The organism is Streptomyces sp. NPDC036815 (assembly GCF_055609205.1).
On record NZ_JBVJPW010000007.1, the window covers coordinates 326,366 to 344,231 of the forward strand.

Here is a 17,866-nt window from a genome sequence, read left to right on the forward strand (position 1 = left end):
CCGGACTTCAGTCCAGGGACACGGACTTGCGCAGCGGATCGCGCAGGTCCGTACCGCTGTTCAGCCAGCGCTCCTGGAGGGCCGCCGCGCCGTGCACCCGCTTCCACGCCGCCTCGTTCGGCGTCATGGGGAGCAGCGGCAGGAAACGTACGGGCTCCATGGGCGCGTCGAGGCCGAGGTCCTCGACCAGGCCGCCGGACTCCGCGACGAGCACCGAGGTGAACGGCGCGCCGGGCCACAGCGGTTCACCCACGTCCAGCGAGGCACCGGGCACCACGACCAGGCCCTCGACCTGCGGCGAGGCGGCGAGGACGGCGAGCGGGCGCAGCACCTTGTCCGTGTCGACGAGCCCCCCTCGTACCGAGAGGACCAGCTCGGCACGCGGGCCCTTGACCGGGTCGGCGAGCGCGGCCGTGGGGTCGGCCATCGGCTGCGCGGACATGCCGAGCGTCGCGTAGCGCACGACGTCGCCGTCCGTGAACCGCAGCACCTCGACGCGGTCGGTGCCCAGGAAGGTCACCGCGGCGCGCGCGTCCGGTTCCCCCAGGCCAGTACGGAAATGGGCCTCGACCAGCGCAAGAACATCAGCCATGACGTGAGCATAGATCTCGTCAGGTAAGGGCAAAGCGGGGGCTTGACACTTCTGTCGGCTGATAGTGTTGGCCGCTGGCTCAGGGCAGCACGCAGAAGCGTCGCTTTCAAGCCCTGCAGACAGACACTGACTTTGCGCCACTGGCGTGAAGGGCGCATGGGACTTCCCTTACGGGGGACCGGCCGGAGGAGGTGGGGCTGCAATGGACCGAAGTCGACCGTGCAGTACCACCCGCTCTTCCGCCCGGTGAATCACGCAGCCCTGTAGCTGCGCACACACACGCCTCGCGAGCACCTTTCGTGCCGTGTGCGACGGAAGAGCACTTCGTTCCCACCTGATCTGTCTGAGTTCCCTGATCTGTGTCAGTAGCGAAGCTGCCACCGCGACGGTGCGGTGCTCCCCGCTTTGTGGACGTGCCAAACACTCCGCCATAGGACGTCCCCATTCCGGGCAGTTCCAACCGTCGCAGGTCGCCTCCGCCGAAGGAGCCTGCCCATGTCGATGATCCGCGACCTTCGTGCCGCCGTCCGCCCCTCGCTGCGCAAGGACGGCACCTCCTACCCTTCCTCCCCCGCGTCGTACGACACCTACGACGCGACCCGTGACGCCGCGTCAGCCGTCGTCGACTGCGCCGTCTACCGGGACGGCGCCCGCCTGGGGTGCGCCGACGCCCTCACCCCGCACGAGGCCATGCTCGAGGTGCGCCGCCGCGGCGGCTTCGCCTGGATCGGCCTGCACGAGCCGACCGAGGCCGAATTCGCCGGTATCGCCGCCGAGTTCGGGCTGCACCCCCTCGCCGTCGAGGACGCGGTCCACGCCCACCAGCGCCCCAAGCTGGAGCGCTACGACGACACGCTGTTCACCGTCTTCAAGACCATCCACTACGTCGAGCACACCGAACTCACCGCCACCAGCGAGGTCGTGGAGACCGGCGAGGTGATGTGCTTCACCGGCCGGGACTTCTTCATCACCGTGCGGCACGGCGGCCACGGCTCGCTGCGCGCCCTGCGGCGCCGCCTCCAGGAGGACCCGGAGCTGCTCGCCAAGGGCCCCTCCGCGGTGCTGCACACCATCGCCGACCACGTCGTCGACGGGTACATCGCGGTCGCCGACGCCATGCAGGACGACATCGACGACGTGGAGAGCGAGGTGTTCTCCGCGCCGAGCAAGGGCAAGGGCAGCTCGCGCGGCGTCGACGCCGGGCGGATCTACCAGCTCAAGCGCGAGGTCCTGGAGTTCAAGCGGGCCGTGTCGCCGCTGCTCCGCCCGATGCTGCTGCTCAGTGAGCGGCCGATGCGGCTCGTCGACCCCGACATCCAGAAGTACTTCCGGGACGTCGCCGACCACCTCACGCGCGTCCAGGAGCAGGTCATCGGCTTCGACGAGCTGCTCAACTCGATCCTCCAGGCCAACCTCGCGCAGGCCGCCGTCGCGCAGAACGAGGACATGCGCAAGATCACCTCGTGGGCGGCGATCATCGCCGTGCCGACGGCCGTCTGCGGCGTCTACGGCATGAACTTCGAGCACATGCCCGAACTGCACTGGCGGTACGGCTACCCGATGGTCCTCGCCCTCATCGGCGGCGTCTGCTTCGCGATCCACCGGACCCTGAAGCGCAACGGCTGGCTGTGACGGCCGGGGCCGGCCGCGGGGCGTCACTCGATAGGCTGCCGCCCATGACTGCTGACCCGCTGCTCGAGCGCGCCCTCGTCGAGGAGGCCACCAAGAAGTCCGGCCTCGTCTGGGTCCAGGGCGAGGGTTCGCCCGCCCGGGCGCTCTGGCACGTCTGGCACGAGGGCGCCGTGCACCTCGTGGGCGACGGGCCCGGCGAGCAGCCGCTGCCGGGGCTCGTCGACGGAGGCACCGCCGAGGTGACCGTGCGCAGCAAGGACAAGGGCGGACGTCTGGTCGCCTGGACGGCGGACGTGAGCGAGCTCGCGCCCGGCTCCGAGGCATGGGAGGCGGCGGTCGCGGAGCTCAAGGGGAAGCGGTTGAACGCGCCGGACGGGGTGACCGTGCGGTGGGCCGAGCAGTGCCGGGTGGTCCGGCTCGCTCCGCGTGGCGGGGTTTCCGCGCTCCCCTCGGGATCCCTCGCGGCTGCGCCGCTGCCTACGGGGGCGACCACTCGGGAGCCTTTGCCCGGGGGGCTTCCTCGGCTGCTCCTCAAGCGCAGGCGGCGCTAAGGGCGGGTGCTTCGCTCTGCGGGTGGGTTGTGGTTGCTCGCGCAGTTCCCCGCGCCCCCGGAGGCTCGCCCCTGCGGGGCTTGCCTCTCAGGACGTGGGGAGTTGCTTCCCGTAGTCGACCATCTCGTCCTTCCCCGGCTCCTTCAGGGGGAAGTCCTCGTTCCAGTCGGTGAGTTTCAGGGTGCCCGCGTGGCCGCCCCGCTCCAGGCGCAGAGGGTAGGGCTTGCCGTCCAGGGAGACGGAGAGCGTGCCGCCCGCGCCCTCGTCGCCGGTGATCCTGATGGTGCGGAGCCTGCCCGTCTTGCCCCGGTCACCCTTGGCGAGCGTGCCGTGCAGGGTGAGCATGCCGCTCAGGAGCTTGTCCTTGTCCGTGAAGCCGCTCAGCTGCTGGTAGGCCGGGTCGCCCTGGGGGACCTTCACGTACTTGTCGTCCAGCTTGGCCGCGGCGGCCCCGTCACCGCTCCCGGACTTCCCGTCGGCCGCGCCGCCGTCGTGCCTCCAGAACTCCGAGCCCGCCTTCAGGTAGAGCTCCTCGCCGACCCGCAGCAGCTGGAATGTCTGCCCCTTCGAGGTGACCGAGCCGGTGCCGCCCTCGCCCTTGAGGCGCATGTCCAGGGTGTACGTGTGGTTCTTGCTCACCACCGTGCCGGAGAGCCGGACCGCGGACGCCGCCCCGGCCGCCCTCTCCGCCTTGCCCTGGATCTTCGACGCGGAGAGCTTGCCGACACCGTTCGTTCCGGCGTCGGGATCCTCTCCGCCACCGCAGCCCGTCAGGCCCGTGGACGCCGCCACCAGGCCCGCGCACATCGCGCTCACGAACGCTGCCCTGCGGGCGCGGCTGGCCGGGGGAAGTACGGTCACAGGTGGCGCTGCCTCTCGTGCGGACGAGCTCTACGGCTTCGGCAGTACGGCAGCGTACCCGGGACGGACGAGTCGATCGGAGGCAGTCCGTCCGGACCCTCCGCCGGGGCGTATCCGACGGGGACGGGCTAGCCTGAAGCCCGTATTGACGGACCAAACGGCATGAACCCCCCGGCCTGAAGGAGGCGCACGCATGGCGGCAGGCGCCCCCAGGGTCTTCGTGTCACACCTCTCCGGCATCTCCGTCTTCGACCCGAACGGCGATCAGGTGGGCCGGGTGCGCGACCTGGTGACGATGCTCCGGGTGGGCCGCAGGCCCCCTCGGCTGCTCGGCCTCGTGGTCGAGCTGTCGACGCGGCGCCGCATCTTCCTGCCGATGACCCGCGTCACCGGCATCGAGTCGGGCCAGGTCATCACCACCGGCGTGCTCAACGTACGGCGCTTCGAGCAGCGGCCCACCGAGCGGCTCGTCCTCGGCGAGATGCTCGACCGCCGGGTCCACCTGGTCGAGACCGGCGAGGAGGTGACCGTCCTGGACGTGTCGATCCAGCAGCTGCCCGCGCGCCGCGACTGGGAGATCGACCGGGTCTTCGTGCGCAAGGGCAAGGGCGGCACCTTCCGGCGCAAGGGCGAGACCCTCACCGTCGAATGGGCCGCCGTGGACGGGTTCTCCCTGGAGGAGCACGGGCAGGGCGCCGAGAACCTCCTCGCCACCTTCGAACAGCTGCGCCCCGCCGACCTCGCCAACGTCCTGCACCACCTCTCCCCCAAGCGACGGACCGAGGTGGCCGCCGCCCTCGACGACGACCGGCTCGCCGACGTCCTGGAGGAGCTCCCCGAGGACGACCAGATCGAGATCCTCGGCAAGCTCCAGGAGGAGCGCGCGGCCGACGTCCTGGAGGCCATGGACCCCGACGACGCGGCCGACCTCCTCGCCGAGCTGCCCGAGGAGGACAAGGAACGCCTGCTCACGCTGATGCAGCCGGACGACGCGGCCGACGTGCGGCGCCTGATGGCCTACGAGGAGCGCACGGCCGGCGGTCTGATGACGACCGAGCCGATCGTGCTGCGGCCCGACGCGACGGTCGCCGACGCCCTCGCGCGGGTGCGCATGGAGGACCTCTCCCCCGCACTCGCCGCCCAGGTGTACGTGTGCAGGCCGCCGGACGAGACGCCGACGGGCAAGTACCTGGGGACCGTGCACTTCCAGCGCCTTCTTCGCGATCCGCCGTACACGCTGGTCGGTTCGATCCTCGACGACGACCTGCAGCCGCTCGCGCCGGGTGCCACGCTGCCCGCCGTCGCCGGGTTCTTCGCCACGTACGACATGGTGGCGGCGCCCGTGGTCGACGAGGGCGGCTCGCTGCTCGGGGCGGTCACCGTCGACGACGTGCTCGACCACATGCTGCCCGACGACTGGCGCGAGACGGAGTTCCACCTGGAGGAGGAAGGAGCGGGCCATGGCGGCTGACCGTGAGCGCGACAACCGCGCCGAGCCGCGGAGCCCGCGATTCCGGCTGGACCAGCCGAGGACCCCGCGCCCCAAGCTCCTGCCGGACTACGACCCGGAGGCCTTCGGCCGGCTCTCGGAGCGCATCGCGCGCTTCCTCGGCACCGGCAGGTTCATCGTCTGGATGACGGTCGTCATCATCCTGTGGGTGGTGTGGAACGTCGCGGCCCCCGCCCACCTGCGCTTCGACCACTACCCGTTCATCTTCCTCACCCTGATGCTGTCGCTGCAGGCGTCGTACGCCGCTCCGCTGATCCTGCTCGCGCAGAACCGCCAGGACGACCGCGACCGCGTCAACCTGGAACAGGACCGCAAGCAGAACGAGCGGTCGATCGCGGACACCGAGTACCTCACCCGCGAGATCGCCTCGCTGCGCATGGGCCTCGGCGAGGTGGCGACCCGCGACTGGATCCGCTCCGAGCTCCAGGACCTGGTCAAGGAGCTGGAGGAGCAGCGCGCGCTATTCCCGCCGGAGGGTTCGCGCGGGAGTGATGTAGGCGACCGCTGACAGCCCTTTCCCGGGCGGGGTTACCGCGCCGTACTATCGGTCGTATGGCTACGGAAGACGCGGTGCGCGAAGCACTGTCGACGGTGAACGACCCCGAGATCCAGCGACCCATCACCGAGTTGGGGATGGTCAAATCGGTGGACATCGCCGCTGACGGGGCGGTAGCGGTCACCGTGTACCTGACCGTCTCCGGCTGCCCGATGCGCGAGACGATCACCAAGAACGTGACCGACGCGGTCGCCGCCGTCGAGGGCGTCACGCGCGTCGACGTCACCCTCGACGTGATGAGCGACGAGCAGCGCAAGGAGCTGGCGTCCGCGCTGCGCGGCGGAACCGCCGAGCGCGAGGTCCCCTTCGCCAAGCCCGGCTCCCTCACCCGCGTCTACGCGGTCGCCTCCGGCAAGGGCGGCGTCGGCAAGTCCTCGGTGACGGTGAACCTCGCGGCCGCGATGGCGGCGGACGGCCTGAAGGTCGGCGTCGTCGACGCCGACATCTACGGCCACTCCGTGCCCCGCATGCTGGGCGCCGACGGCAAGCCCACCCAGGTCGAGAACATGATCATGCCGCCGTCGGCGAACGGCGTGAAGGTCATCTCCATCGGCATGTTCACCCCCGGCAACGCGCCGGTCGTATGGCGCGGCCCGATGCTCCACCGCGCCCTCCAGCAGTTCCTCGCGGACGTCTTCTGGGGCGACCTGGACGTGCTCCTGCTCGACCTGCCGCCGGGCACGGGCGACATCGCGATCTCGGTCGCCCAGCTCGTCCCGAACGCCGAGATCCTGGTGGTCACGACCCCGCAGCAGGCCGCCGCCGAGGTCGCCGAGCGGGCCGGCTCCATCGCCGTGCAGACCCACCAGAAGATCGTCGGCGTCGTCGAGAACATGTCGGGCCTGCCCTGCCCGCACTGCGACGAGATGGTCGACGTCTTCGGCACGGGGGGCGGCCAGCGGGTCGCCGAGGGCCTCACGAAGACGACGGGCGCGACGGTGCCGGTCCTCGGCTCCATCCCGATCGACGTCCGCCTGCGGGAGGGCGGCGACGAGGGCAAGCCGGTCGTCCTCACGGACCCGGACTCCCCCGCGGGCGCGGCCCTCCGCGCGATCGCGGGCAAACTGGGCGGCCGCCAGCGGGGCCTTTCAGGCATGACGCTGGGCCTGACCCCGCGCAACAAGTTCTGACCGTCCTGCCCCCGTACGGCCGGTTGTCGCCCCCAGGCAGTGGGGGCTGACCGCGCAGTTCCCCGCGCCCCTGAAAGCGCCCTACGGGCGCCCGGGGGCGAAGCCCTCCAGGGGCGCGGGGAACTGCGCGAGCAACCCCCACGAACCCGCAGCGACCCACCAACTCCCGCACACGAGGTAGGTAGGGGGGCGCCGTCACCCCGACGGCGCCCCCCTACCCCGTTCAGCCCGCCGCCCTAGGCGTACGCTGCGATGTCCCCAATCACCGAAAACCCCAACCCATAAGCGCTCATCCCCCGCCCGTACGCCCCCAGATGCACGCCCTCCTTCGTGGAGCCCGCGAGCACCCAGCCGTACTCGGACTCGCGGTAGTGGAACGGGGTCGGCACCCCGTCCACCGGCAGGGACAGCGAGGACCAGTCGGAGCCCTCCAGGTCGTCGGCGAGGACCCAGGCCGTCTCCGTCTGCTGGTCGAGCCAGTCGTCGCGCAGGGTGTGGTCCATCTGGATGGGCCAGGTGAACGACAGCAGCCCGACCCCGGCGAGCCAGGCCGCGGAGGACACCGAGGTGGCCTCCAGGACACCCGTACCGTCCGCGCTGCGCCGAACGGGGTTGGCCGCGACGGTCACCACGACCGCGAAGCGCTCCTTGTCGCTGTTGCCGAGGACGCCGTCGGCACGGACGGACGGCTCCTCGCCGTGTCCGATCGAACCGTGCTCCACGGTGCCGTCCGACGTCGCGCCGACCTGCATCAGCCAGCGCTGCCCCGTGAAGGCCTCGTCCAGGCCGTACCAGGGGAAGGGCGCCAGCAGGTAGCCGTCGATCGTGCGCCGGGCGGAGGGCACCGCTTGTGCGGTGCCGTCCGCGGCCGGCGCCTGCGCGCCCACCCGACTAGTCGTCTCCATGTACCCGGCCGCCTCCTCGCTCTCGTGTGTCCGGAGCGGCCCGCCCCCCTCGGGCGTCCTCACGCCGGACAACAAGGCAGGATAGCCACACCTGTTGGCGGCGGCAGTTCAGGCGATGCCTCAGGTGGCGTCCGCGTCGAACGGCGGCGGGTCGCCCGCGTCGAGCTTCCCGGGCTCCGCGGACTTCTTCTGCATGTCTACCCGGGCTCCGCCGGACGAGGCGGCGGCGGCCCCCGAACCGGCTTCGGAGGAGTCGCTGTCGCGGCCGTGCACGGCGTCCGCGACCTCGTTCATCTCCTTCTTCAGGTCGAAGCCGTTGCGGATCTCCTTGATCCCGAGCTCATCGTTGTCGAGCTGCTTGCGGATGAACTTCTTGGGATTCAGGTCGTCGAACTCGAAGTCCTTGAACTCCGGGCCGAGCTCCTCGCGGATGTCCGCCTTCGCGCTGTCGGAGAACTCGCGGATCTTGCGGATCGTGCGGGAGATGTCCTGAATGACCTTCGGCAGCTTGTCCGGACCGAAAATGAGCACGGCGAGGACGACCAGCGCCACTATCTCGAGTGCGCCAATGTCATTGAACACCTAGAGCTCCTTGCGATGTCCTCAGCCCGCGGCAGGTCGTCCGTGCATGGGTGGCAGGTGGTGCGCAGCAGGTCTTGCATGGTCCGGACCGGAACCACGGTACCCGCCGCTCATGTCCGTCCGGTAGCCGCTGCACGACAACGCGGATCAGTCCTGGCCAGTCCTTTACCCGGACTCCACCGTCCGCCGGACCCGCGCCGCCCCCTCCGGCCCGCGCCGCCCGCTCAGTCGCCGTCGGCCGAACCGAGCACGAGGGTCACCTCGCGGTCGCCGCCGCCCCGCTCGACCGTCAGCCGCAGGCGGTCCTTCGGGCGGTGCGCGCGGACCTTGACGATCAGTTCGTCACTGGAGTGCACGGGGCGGCCGTCGACCTCGGTGATGACGTCGCCCGGCTTGAGACCCGCCTTGTCACCGGGGCCGTCGGTGTTGACCGACGGGCCGCCGGTCTTGCCCTTGTCCGCGATCCGGGCGCCGTCGCCGGTGAACTGGGTGTCGAGCGTGACGCCTATCACGGGGTGCGTCGCCCTGCCGTAGTTGATCAGCTCTTCGGCGACGCGCTTGCCCTGGTTGACGGGTATGGCGAAGCCGAGGCCGATGGAGCCCGCCTGGCCGCCGGTGGGGGCGGAGCCCTCGTCCGCGGAGCGGATGGCGCTGTTGATGCCGATGACGCGCGCCCTGGAGTCGACGAGGGGGCCGCCGGAGTTGCCGGGGTTGATGGGCGCGTCGGTCTGCAGGGCGTCCACGTACGAGACGTCGCTGCCGTCGCCCTTCTCGCCGCCCGCGGTGATGGGCCGCTCCTTGGCGCTGATGATCCCGGAGGTCACCGTGTTCTCCAGGTCGAAGGGGGCGCCGATGGCCACGACCGGGTCGCCGACCTGGACGTTCTCGGAGTTGCCGAGGGCCAGGGGCTTCAGGCCGCGCACGTGGGACACCTTGACGACCGCCAGGTCGTAGCCGGAGTCGCGGCCGATGACCTCGGCCTTGGCGGTCTCGCCGCCGCTGAAGGTGACCGAAACCTCGCCTCCGGTGCCCGCGGGCTCGACCACGTGGTTGTTGGTGAGGATGTGCCCCTTGGCGTCGAGGACGAAGCCGGTGCCGGTGCCCTGGGCGGAGTCGCCGCTGACGTGCAGGGTCACGACGCCGGGCAGGGCGGCCGACGCGATGCCGGCGACGCTGCCCTTGGGGCGGTCCGCGGACTCCGCGCCCGGCTGGCGGAGCTCGATGTCGTCGGCGCCGTTGCGCTCGAGGTACGAGCCGACCGCGCCACCGATGAGGCTGGACACGAGAGCGATCACGACCGCCCCGCCGACCAGCATCCGCTTCGCCCGCTTGCGCCGCTTCTCCGCGGTCTCCGGGGGCAGCGAGCCGATCTGCTGGAGGGGCGCGTTCCACGGGTCGTAGGGCTGCCGGGCCTGCGGGACGGTGTTGTACGGGGGCGGGGTGGCACCGGCACCGGGGCCGGGCGCCCCGTGGGCTGTCTCGGCGCCCGGCGCGGCGGCGGGAAGGGCCGTGCCGCGGGCCGGAGTACCCCCGGGGTGCTGCACCGGCGGCGCGGGCGCCCAAGGCCCCGGCTCACCGTAGGGCGGAGTGCTGTAGGGATCCGGATCGTGCAGGGGCTGCGGCCGCCCCGCGGAGGCCCCGTCCCGGACCGGCGGATGCTGCGCGGTCACGGGAGCGGCCACGCCCCCGTCCGTGGTCCCGTACGGGGCCCCGGCGGCCGGTATGGAACCACTGGGGGTCCCGCCGTGCGGGGCGGGGCCGGAGGCGGTGCCGCCGGACTGGGACGCCGACACGGCATCCTGCGCGGAGGGGGCGGGGGCGGGGACGGTGCCGCCGGACCGGGACGACAACACCGCATCCTGCGCCGAAGGGGCCTGCGCCGGAGCGTCGAGGGCCCAGGCGTCCGGCGCCGGGGCGGCGGGCGGCTGACCAGGGAAGGCAGCGGCCGGGTCGGCGGGCTGGGGCTGCGCTCCCGCAGCCTGCGTCAGCGGCTGGTCCGGAGACGGCGCCGGGGCAGCGGGCGCCCTACCGGGGAGGGGGGCCGCCTCATCGGCGGGGGGCCGTGGGGTGCCCGGGGTGGGCGTCTGCGGCTGGTCCGGGGGCCCGGCGGGGACCTCGGCGGGCAACTGGTCCGCCGATCCCGGCACTTCCGGGCGGGGGCGACTCCACCAGTTCGCCTTCGTGGGCTTCCCCTCGTCCATGTTCTCCCCACAACTGGCCCGCGGCGGACGCCGTTCGCATGGTCTACCCCGCGCCCGCCACGATCCCCGGCGAGCACGGCCCACCGAGGATTCAACCAGGTTCCCGCGCGGAAGCGCAGGGCACCGTCGGGTCAGCGCATCTGCGACGTGCCGTTCAGCGGCCCCGTGCCCGGGGACGCCGCCGTGGTCCGCACCGGATTCGACTCCCTCGCCACCACCGGGTCCTCCGCCTGCGGCAGGTCCGTGCCGGGCAGCACACCGGAACGACGACCCTGCGGCACCGGACGTATCAGCGGGGAGATGGTGGCGGCGCCCGCCACCATCGGAGCCGTCAGCTCGTACACCGAACCGCGGGGGCGGAGCGGCTGCGTGGGAGGTCCTGGCAGCAGCGGTCCCGTGACCTCGGTCGGCGCGACCGGCACCGACAGGGCGCCGGGGCGCTGGCCCTGCACCGACAGCGGATTGCCGCCACCGCGGCGCCGCACGGAGTCGGAGGTCGCCGAGGCGCCGGGGCCCTGGCTGCGCTCCGGGGTCACATTGCTGCCGGAGCCGCCCGCACGGGTGTCACCCGAACCGACGGGAGCACCCACCGTGACGCCGCCGAGCGCGATCGCGGCCAGCGACACCGCGCCCGCCGCCGCGAACGCGAAACGGCGGCCGCGCCAGAGCGACCGCTCCGCCTCGTGCCGGGTGACCTCGTGTATGCGAAAGCCGTGCTGCTCGCCGGGCAGTACCGCGGCGTGGGCGCCCGTCGGCACGTACTCCACGAAGGGGTCGGAGCTCACGCCGAAGATCCCGCCCCGCGGCAGACCCGCGGAGTCGGTGGCTCCGGTGGCGAACCCCTCGTCACCACCGAGCACGCCAGGTCCTCCCGACGGCCCGGAACCGCCTCCCGGAAGACCCTGGAGACGGGCGAGGAAACTCTCGGACGGCGGCGGCGGGGCCGCCTGCGCGAAGACGTTCTTCAGGCGGCGCTGCGCGTCCGCCTCGGTCTTGCACATCGGACAGGTCGCCAGATGCGCGAGGACGCGCTCGCGCGCGTCATGACCCAACTCGCCGTCCACAAGGGCGGCCAGCCGGTCCCCCAGATGCTGCTCGGCCTCGGCTAGGTGCCGTTCGGCAGGATTCGACCGTGATCCACTCACGCGGTCGCGCCCCCTCCTCCCAGCGCCATGGCTCCGGTCACCGCGAGCGAACGGCGCTCCGCGCGGGCCTCGGGAGACCGGTGCTGGAGGGCCTTGCGCAGCTGCGAGCGACCCCGGTGGATACGGCTGCGGACCGTACCGAGCTTGACGCCGAGTGTTGCGGCGATCTCTTCGTACGAAAGGCCCTCGATGTCGCAGAGGACCACGGCGGCGCGGAACTCGGGCGCAAGCGTGTCGAGCGCCTGCTGGACGTCCGCGTCGAAGTGCGTGTCGTTGAACACCTGCTGAGGCGACGGCTCGCGGCTCGGCAGCCGCTCCGCGGCGTCGTCCCCGAGCGCGTCGAAGCGGATGCGCTGCTTGCGGCGCACCATGTCCAGGAAGAGGTTGGTGGTGATGCGGTGCAGCCAGCCCTCGAATGTGCCGGGGGTGTACGTCGAGAGGGACCGGAAGACACGGACGAAGACCTCTTGCGTGAGGTCCTCGGCGTCGTGCTGATTGCCGGTCAGGCGGTACGCCAGGCGGTACACGCGGCCGCTGTGCGTGCTGACGATCTCCTCCCAGGTGGGCGGAGTCCACGCCTGCGATTCCGCGTCAGCGGCAAAGGTCGCGGTCTGAGCGGAGTCGTTGGCACGGATGCGGTCAGCGGTGTCGGTCACGGATTTCGGCTCACCCGCCAACCCGAGAAAACGCCGGAGCGCTCCTCCCCGATCCGCGGACGCAGCCGCACCTCCCCTGTCGGCTCTGGTGGTGTCCAGTGGAGCCCCTACCATAACCACCTCGCCCGTTAGCTCCGGATAAGCGTTTTTACGTGAATTTGGTACGGGCTTCGCAGCAGGTGTCCTGCCGCTTCGAGCCGCCCGCTTCCGGTCTTGATCCATCCGTCCACCCCCGCTGTTCTCCCACCCCCTAATAACGCCCGGTCCCATCTGCGGGTTCCCGCCCCCAACGGATACAGTCACGGCCAGGCAACCACGGGGACAGGAGAGGGCCATTACCGGCAACCGGCAGACGAGCTGGGCGTTCGCCGACGCCTTTGTCGCCGAGGACGAGACGGTGCGCTGGGCCCGGGACCGGGCCCGGGAGGCAGGCCTGCCCTCGGTGTCGCCCGGCACCGGCGCCGCGCTGCGCATGCTGGCCGCCACGGCTGACGCGAAAGCGGTGGCCGAAATCGGTACGGGCACGGGGGTGTCGGGGATCCACCTCCTGCACGGGATGCGGCCCGACGGCGTCCTGACCACCGTCGATCCCGAGCCGGAGCGGCAGCAGTTCGCCAGGCAGGCCTTCCGCGCGGCGGGCTTCGCGGGGAACCGGGCGCGGTTCATTCCGGGGCGCGCCCTCGATGTCCTGCCGCGGCTCGCCGACGGCGGGTACGACCTCGTGTTCTGCGACGGCGACCGGCTGGAGTCCCTCGAGTACCTCGCTGAATCGTTGCGCCTGCTGCGGCCCGGTGGGCTCGTCTGCTTCGAGGGCGTCTTCGCGGACGGCAGGACGGTGGACTCGGGGCCTCAGCCGGTCGAGGTGCTGCATCTGCGGGAGCTGTTGCGGGCGGTGCGGGAGAGTCCGGACCTTGTTCCGTCTTTGCTGCCGGTGGGGGACGGGTTGCTGTGCGCCGTCAAACGGTAGCGCTGTGCTGGCTTGGGCGGTTTCGGGGTGCGGGGGGTTGGGGGGCGGGGGGCGTGGTCTCGTCTTCTGCGGGTGAGTCGTGGCTGGTCGCGCAGTTCCCCGCGCCCCTGTAGGACCCCCGACCGTTGTCGTCCGACGGCCGTCCCTGGTTGCTCGCGCCGTTCCCCGCGCCCCTGAACGGACCCCGTCCGTCGTCGACCGACCGCCGTCCCTGGTTGCTCGCGCCGTTCCCCGCGCCCCTAAACGACGCCCCGTCCGTCGTCGACCGACCGCCGTCCCTGGTTGCTCGCGCCGTTCCCCGCGCCCCTGAACGAAACCCGCCCCTCGTCGACCAGCCGCCGGTCGCGCCGTTCCCCCACGCCCCTGCGGGAAGCCCCTGGGCCCGGACACACCCCTGCCCCGGCTCGTCGTGCGATGCCGGGGCAGGGGGAAGTGTGGGCGCTTCCGCGTCAGCCGACGACCTTCTTCAGAGCGTCGCCGAGCGCGTCGGCCTCGTCCGGAGTCAGTTCGACGACAAGTCGTCCGCCGCCTTCGAGCGGAACGCGCATGACGATGCCCCGCCCCTCCTTGGTCACCTCGAGCGGGCCGTCGCCCGTCCGCGGCTTCATGGCCGCCATGCTCGTTCCCCTTCCTGAAACCAGCTCATCGCAGCCGACAACCCAGGTGTCACCGGCATCGAACACATTGCTTCCAGGCCATTATCCCGCATGGCAGGACCCGATGACCAACATCGGTCGGCATCGAGTGCGCAACGCGCGCCCGCAAAACCACTCAATTCGGCGATGTGGCTGCGATACTTCGCCGCCCCATACGCCTCACAGGCCCGGAATTGTTAGACGCAGGTCACATATCCGCCCTCATGCCGGACCCCGATGATCTCCGTCATGCTGAGTTCCTACGTACTGGACCAGCGGAGGGGAACACCATGGCCGACAGCGTGCTCTACGAGGTGAGCGACGGACTCGCGACGATCACGATCAACCGTCCCGAGGCCATGAACGCCATGAACACCGAGGCGAAGGTCGGCCTGCGGGAGGCCGCACTGGCGGCCGCCGCGGACGAGGCCGTGCGCGCCGTACTGCTCACCGCGACCGGGCGCGCCTTCTGCGTGGGGCAGGACCTCAAGGAGCACATCGGCTCGCTCGCGGCGGACCGCGAGGCGGGCACCGGGCAGACGATGAGCACGGTCAGGGAGCACTACAACCCCATCGTGCGGGCGCTGACGAGCATGCCGAAGCCGGTCGTGGCGGGCGTCAACGGCGCCGCGGCGGGGGCCGGCCTCGGCTTCGCGCTCGCCGCCGACTACCGCGTGGTCGCGGACACGGCGAAGTTCAACACCTCGTTCGCCGGCGTCGCGCTGACCGCCGACTCGGGCGTCTCCTGGACGCTGCCGCGGGTGATCGGCCCCGGTCGCGCGGCCGACCTGCTGCTCTTCCCGCGCAACATCTCCGCGCAGGAGGCGTACGAGCTGGGCATCGCCAACAAGATCGTGCCCGCCGCCGACCTCGCCGCCGAGGCGGCGCGGGTGGCCCGCGCCCTCGCGGACGGCCCCACCCTCGCCTACGCGGCGCTCAAGGAGTCCCTCGCCTACGCGGCGGGCCACTCCCTGGACGAGGCGCTGGACAAGGAGGACGAGCTGCAGAGCAGGGCGGGCGCGTCCGAGGACCACACGATCGCTGTGCAGGCCTTCATCGCCAAGGAGAAGCCGAAGTACCTCGGACGCTAGGGCCTTTCGTCCGGACCGGGGACGGCCTCGCGGGCCACGCAGTCCGCGAGGTGGTCGTCCACGAGGCCGCAGGCCTGCATCAGGGCATACGCCGTGGTGGGGCCGACGAAGCGGATGCCGCGCTTCTTGAGGGCCTTGGAGAGGGCCGTGGACTCGTCGGTGATCGCGGGCACGTCGGCGAGGGTCCGCGGGGCCGGGCGGGTCGCGGGGTCGGGCGCGAACGACCAGATCAGCTCGTCCAGTTCGCCCTCCGGCCAGTCGGCGAGCACGCGCGCGTTCGCGAGGGTCGCGTCGATCTTGGCGCGGTTGCGGATGATCCCCGGGTCGGCGAGGAGCCGCTCGCGGTCCTCGTCGGTGAACCCGGCGACCGTGGAGATCTTGAAGTCGGCGAAGGCGGCACGGAAGCCCTCGCGGCGGCGCAGGATCGTGATCCAGGAGAGGCCGGACTGGAAGGCCTCCAGGCAGAGCCGCTCGTACAGCGCGTCGTCGCCGTGGACCGGGCGGCCCCACTCGTCGTCGTGGTACGCCACGTAGTCCGCGGTGGACAGGCCCCACGGGCAGCGGAGTCCGCCGTCCGGGCCCGCGACAGCGCCGCTCTCGGTGCTCACTGGTCGTCGCCCTTCGTGTCCTCGGTGGTCTTGCGCGGTTCGTACCCCTCGAAGAGGTCGGGGCCCGCGACCGCGGTGGCCTGCGCGCCCGCCAGGGCCGCCTCCAGCTCGGCGATGCGCGCGTCCCGCTCGGCCAGTTCGGCGCCGAGGCGGCTGAGCACGTCGTCGACCTCGTCCATGTGGTAGCCGCGCAGCGTCATCGGGAAGCGCACCGCGTCGACGTCGGCGCGGCGCAGCGGCCGGTCCGGGGGCAGTGGGTCGGTGAGCTGCTCGGGCGCGACGTCGGCGAGCGCGCCGCTCTCGCCACCGCCGATCACGGCGAGGGACACCGCGCCGACCACCACGACGAGGGCGATGACCAGGAACAAGAACAAGACCATCTCTTCAGGCCCCCACGCTCGACTGCCCGTGCTCAAACTGTCAGGGTCCGATCGTGCCATGCGGCTGTGACAGTTAAGGTCGCAGGCGGCCGCACCGCGACTAGGACCCAGGAGGGCCGCAGGGGATGCTCAGGCTTGGCAGGCGCGAGTTCGACGCGCACGAGCCGGTGATCATGGCGATCGTCAACCGGACCCCGGACTCCTTCTACGACCAGGGCGCCACGTTCCGCGACGAGCCGGCGCTCGCGCGGGTGGAGCAGGCCGTGGCGGAGGGCGCCGCCATCATCGACATCGGCGGGGTGAAGGCGGGCCCCGGCGAGGAGGTGACCGCGCAGGAGGAGGCGCGCCGTACGGTCGGCTTCGTCGCCGAGGTGCGCAAGCGGTTCCCCGACGTGGTGATCAGCGTCGACACCTGGCGGCACGACGTCGGCGAGGCGGTCTGCGAGGCGGGCGCCGATCTGCTCAACGACGCCTGGGGCGGCGTCGACCCGAAACTCGCGGAGGTCGCCGCGCGGTACCGGGTGGGCCTGGTCTGCACGCACGCGGGCGGCGCCGAGCCGCGCACCAGGCCGCACCGGGTCACGTACGACGACGTGATGGCCGACATCCTGCGCGTGACGGTCGGGCTGGCCGAGCGCGCGGTGGAGCTGGGGGTGCCGCGGGAGTCCGTGATGATCGACCCGGGGCACGACTTCGGCAAGAGCACCCGGCACAGCCTGGAGGCCACCCGCAGGCTCGGCGAGATGGTCGAGACGGGCTGGCCGGTCCTGGTCTCCCTGTCCAACAAGGACTTCGTGGGCGAGACGCTCGACAAGCCGGTCAAGGAGCGCGTCATCGGCACGCTCGCCACGACGGCCGTCTCGGCGTGGCTGGGCTCGCAGGTCTACCGGGTCCACGAGGTCGCGGAGACGAAGCAGGTGCTGGACATGGTCGCGACGATCGCGGGACACCGGCCCCCGGCGGTCGCCCGCCGGGGACTCGCGTGACCCCTACCGGGTACTACTTTCCCCGGTCTCCCGCCGGGGACTCGCGTGTCCCCTACCGGGGTACTACTTCCCGACTTCCTTCGTCACCAGGGAGATGGCCTCCTCCACGTCGTCCGTGACGTGGAAGAGGAGCAGGTCGGCCTCGGAGGCCTTGCCCTGGGCGATGACCGTGTTCTTCAGCCAGTCGACGAGGCCGCCCCAGTACGCGGAGCCGAACAGCACGATCGGGAACCGCGTGACCTTGCGGGTCTGCACCAGCGTGAGCGCTTCGAAGAGCTCGTCCAGGGTGCCGAGGCCGCCGGGCAGGACCACGAAGCCCTGCGCGTACTTCACGAACATCGTCTTGCGGACGAAGAAGTAGCGGAAGTTGACGCCGATGTCGACGTAGGGGTTGAGGCCCTGCTCGAAGGGCAGCTCGATGCCGAGGCCCACGGAGGTGCCCTTCGCCTCGACGGCGCCCTGGTTGGCGGCCTGCATCGCGCCGGGGCCGCCGCCCGTGATCACCGCGAAGCCCGCCTCCACGAGCGCCTTGCCGATCTCGACGCCCGCCGCGTACTCCGGCGAGCCCTCCCCCGTGCGGGCCGAGCCGAACACGCTGATCGCGGGCGGGAGTTCGGCGAGGGTGCCGAAGCCCTCGATGAACTCGGACTGGATGCGCAGGACTCTCCAGGGGTCCGTGTGCACCCACTCCGAAGGGCCGTCGGAGTCGAGGAGACGCTGATCGGTCGTTCCCGCCTGCACCTTGTCCCGCCGGCGCAGCACCGGGCCCAGCCGCTGCTCCTCGGGACCCTTCCTGGCAGCGCGGGCGGCACCGTCGTTGGGATGGCTCATCGTCTGCTCCCTCCATGCGTACGTGACTGACAGCGTAGATCTACGCG

At 71.6% G+C, this 17,866-nt stretch carries 19 protein-coding genes; 8 read left to right on the plus strand and 11 right to left on the minus strand.

Features of this window, described 5'->3' with window-relative positions; translation table 11 throughout:
• Nucleotides 1–7: 7 nt before the first annotated feature.
• Complete coding sequence (locus tag ACZ69I_RS17830; protein WP_467670981.1) at nucleotides 8–592, minus strand: suppressor of fused domain protein; 585 nt, start codon at nucleotides 590–592, stop codon at nucleotides 8–10.
• A gap of 495 nt (nucleotides 593–1,087) precedes the next feature.
• On the opposite strand from ACZ69I_RS17830, the gene ACZ69I_RS17835 reads away from it, so the two are divergent.
• Nucleotides 1,088–2,224, plus strand: coding sequence for a magnesium and cobalt transport protein CorA (locus ACZ69I_RS17835; RefSeq protein WP_467670979.1), 1,137 nt, complete (start codon nucleotides 1,088–1,090; stop codon nucleotides 2,222–2,224).
• A gap of 44 nt (nucleotides 2,225–2,268) precedes the next feature.
• Nucleotides 2,269–2,775, plus strand: coding sequence for a hypothetical protein (locus ACZ69I_RS17840; RefSeq protein ID WP_467670977.1), 507 nt, complete (start codon nucleotides 2,269–2,271; stop codon nucleotides 2,773–2,775).
• A gap of 87 nt (nucleotides 2,776–2,862) precedes the next feature.
• Here the strand turns inward: ACZ69I_RS17840 and ACZ69I_RS17845 are convergent, their stop codons facing one another.
• Complete coding sequence (locus ACZ69I_RS17845) at nucleotides 2,863–3,582, minus strand: hypothetical protein (RefSeq protein ID WP_470833161.1); 720 nt, start codon at nucleotides 3,580–3,582, stop codon at nucleotides 2,863–2,865.
• 247 nt (nucleotides 3,583–3,829) lie between these two features.
• Here ACZ69I_RS17845 and ACZ69I_RS17850 point away from each other — a divergent pair, with 247 nt between their 5' ends.
• The 3 genes from ACZ69I_RS17850 to ACZ69I_RS17860 are packed head-to-tail and all read left to right on the plus strand — an operon-like array spanning nucleotide 3,830 to nucleotide 6,832.
• Nucleotides 3,830–5,107, plus strand: a complete 1,278-nt coding sequence (locus ACZ69I_RS17850) for a magnesium transporter MgtE N-terminal domain-containing protein (protein ID WP_467670975.1) — start codon at nucleotides 3,830–3,832, stop codon at nucleotides 5,105–5,107.
• On the plus strand, nucleotides 5,097–5,654 hold the full coding sequence (locus ACZ69I_RS17855; RefSeq protein ID WP_467670973.1) for a DUF1003 domain-containing protein: 558 nt from the start codon (nucleotides 5,097–5,099) through the stop codon (nucleotides 5,652–5,654). The genes ACZ69I_RS17850 and ACZ69I_RS17855 overlap by 11 nt, the downstream gene beginning before the upstream one ends.
• Before the next feature lie 44 nt (nucleotides 5,655–5,698).
• A complete protein-coding gene (locus tag ACZ69I_RS17860; RefSeq protein WP_467670971.1) occupies nucleotides 5,699–6,832 on the plus strand; it encodes an Mrp/NBP35 family ATP-binding protein in 1,134 nt (377 codons plus the stop codon).
• Between the two features lie 236 nt (nucleotides 6,833–7,068).
• On the opposite strand, the gene ACZ69I_RS17865 is transcribed toward ACZ69I_RS17860, so the two are convergent.
• The 5 genes from ACZ69I_RS17865 to sigE form a co-directional block, all read right to left on the minus strand.
• Nucleotides 7,069–7,737: a hypothetical protein gene (locus ACZ69I_RS17865; protein WP_467670969.1), complete on the minus strand. Its 669-nt coding sequence runs from the start codon at nucleotides 7,735–7,737 to the stop codon at nucleotides 7,069–7,071.
• A 120-nt stretch (nucleotides 7,738–7,857) separates the two neighbouring features.
• Nucleotides 7,858–8,319, minus strand: a complete 462-nt coding sequence (locus ACZ69I_RS17870) for a sec-independent translocase (protein WP_470833109.1) — start codon at nucleotides 8,317–8,319, stop codon at nucleotides 7,858–7,860.
• Nucleotides 8,320–8,543: 224 nt separating this feature from the next.
• The gene (locus tag ACZ69I_RS17875; RefSeq protein WP_470833110.1) at nucleotides 8,544–10,520 is read right to left on the minus strand and encodes a S1C family serine protease; all 1,977 of its coding nucleotides are present in this window, start codon (nucleotides 10,518–10,520) and stop codon (nucleotides 8,544–8,546) included.
• Between the two features lie 131 nt (nucleotides 10,521–10,651).
• Complete coding sequence (locus ACZ69I_RS17880) at nucleotides 10,652–11,572, minus strand: zf-HC2 domain-containing protein (RefSeq protein ID WP_470833162.1); 921 nt, start codon at nucleotides 11,570–11,572, stop codon at nucleotides 10,652–10,654.
• An 89-nt stretch (nucleotides 11,573–11,661) separates the two neighbouring features.
• Entirely contained in the window at nucleotides 11,662–12,435 is a 774-nt protein-coding gene (gene sigE, locus ACZ69I_RS17885) for an RNA polymerase sigma factor SigE (protein ID WP_467670964.1), read from the minus strand.
• A 154-nt stretch (nucleotides 12,436–12,589) separates the two neighbouring features.
• Here sigE and ACZ69I_RS17890 point away from each other — a divergent pair, with 154 nt between their 5' ends.
• Nucleotides 12,590–13,288: an O-methyltransferase gene (locus ACZ69I_RS17890; RefSeq protein WP_470833164.1), complete on the plus strand. Its 699-nt coding sequence runs from the start codon at nucleotides 12,590–12,592 to the stop codon at nucleotides 13,286–13,288.
• Between the two features lie 449 nt (nucleotides 13,289–13,737).
• Here the strand turns inward: ACZ69I_RS17890 and ACZ69I_RS17895 are convergent, their stop codons facing one another.
• The gene (locus ACZ69I_RS17895; RefSeq protein ID WP_003966491.1) at nucleotides 13,738–13,905 is read right to left on the minus strand and encodes a DUF3117 domain-containing protein; all 168 of its coding nucleotides are present in this window, start codon (nucleotides 13,903–13,905) and stop codon (nucleotides 13,738–13,740) included.
• A 308-nt stretch (nucleotides 13,906–14,213) separates the two neighbouring features.
• On the opposite strand from ACZ69I_RS17895, the gene chcB reads away from it, so the two are divergent.
• The gene (gene chcB / locus ACZ69I_RS17900) at nucleotides 14,214–15,014 is read left to right on the plus strand and encodes a 2-cyclohexenylcarbonyl CoA isomerase (protein ID WP_467670962.1); all 801 of its coding nucleotides are present in this window, start codon (nucleotides 14,214–14,216) and stop codon (nucleotides 15,012–15,014) included.
• Here the strand turns inward: chcB and ACZ69I_RS17905 are convergent.
• On the minus strand, nucleotides 15,011–15,622 hold the full coding sequence (locus ACZ69I_RS17905) for a DNA-3-methyladenine glycosylase I (RefSeq protein ID WP_470833112.1): 612 nt from the start codon (nucleotides 15,620–15,622) through the stop codon (nucleotides 15,011–15,013). The two genes, chcB and ACZ69I_RS17905, sit on opposite strands and share 4 nt — an antisense overlap.
• Nucleotides 15,619–16,002, minus strand: coding sequence for a DivIVA domain-containing protein (locus ACZ69I_RS17910; RefSeq protein ID WP_470833113.1), 384 nt, complete (start codon nucleotides 16,000–16,002; stop codon nucleotides 15,619–15,621). The genes ACZ69I_RS17905 and ACZ69I_RS17910 overlap by 4 nt, the downstream gene beginning before the upstream one ends.
• Before the next feature lie 125 nt (nucleotides 16,003–16,127).
• Here ACZ69I_RS17910 and folP point away from each other — a divergent pair, with 125 nt between their 5' ends.
• Nucleotides 16,128–16,988: a dihydropteroate synthase gene (gene folP, locus ACZ69I_RS17915; RefSeq protein ID WP_470833115.1), complete on the plus strand. Its 861-nt coding sequence runs from the start codon at nucleotides 16,128–16,130 to the stop codon at nucleotides 16,986–16,988.
• Nucleotides 16,989–17,051: 63 nt separating this feature from the next.
• Here folP and ACZ69I_RS17920 read toward each other — a convergent pair whose 3' ends face one another.
• The gene (locus ACZ69I_RS17920) at nucleotides 17,052–17,819 is read right to left on the minus strand and encodes an LOG family protein (protein WP_467670954.1); all 768 of its coding nucleotides are present in this window, start codon (nucleotides 17,817–17,819) and stop codon (nucleotides 17,052–17,054) included.
• Nucleotides 17,820–17,866 lie beyond the last annotated feature (47 nt).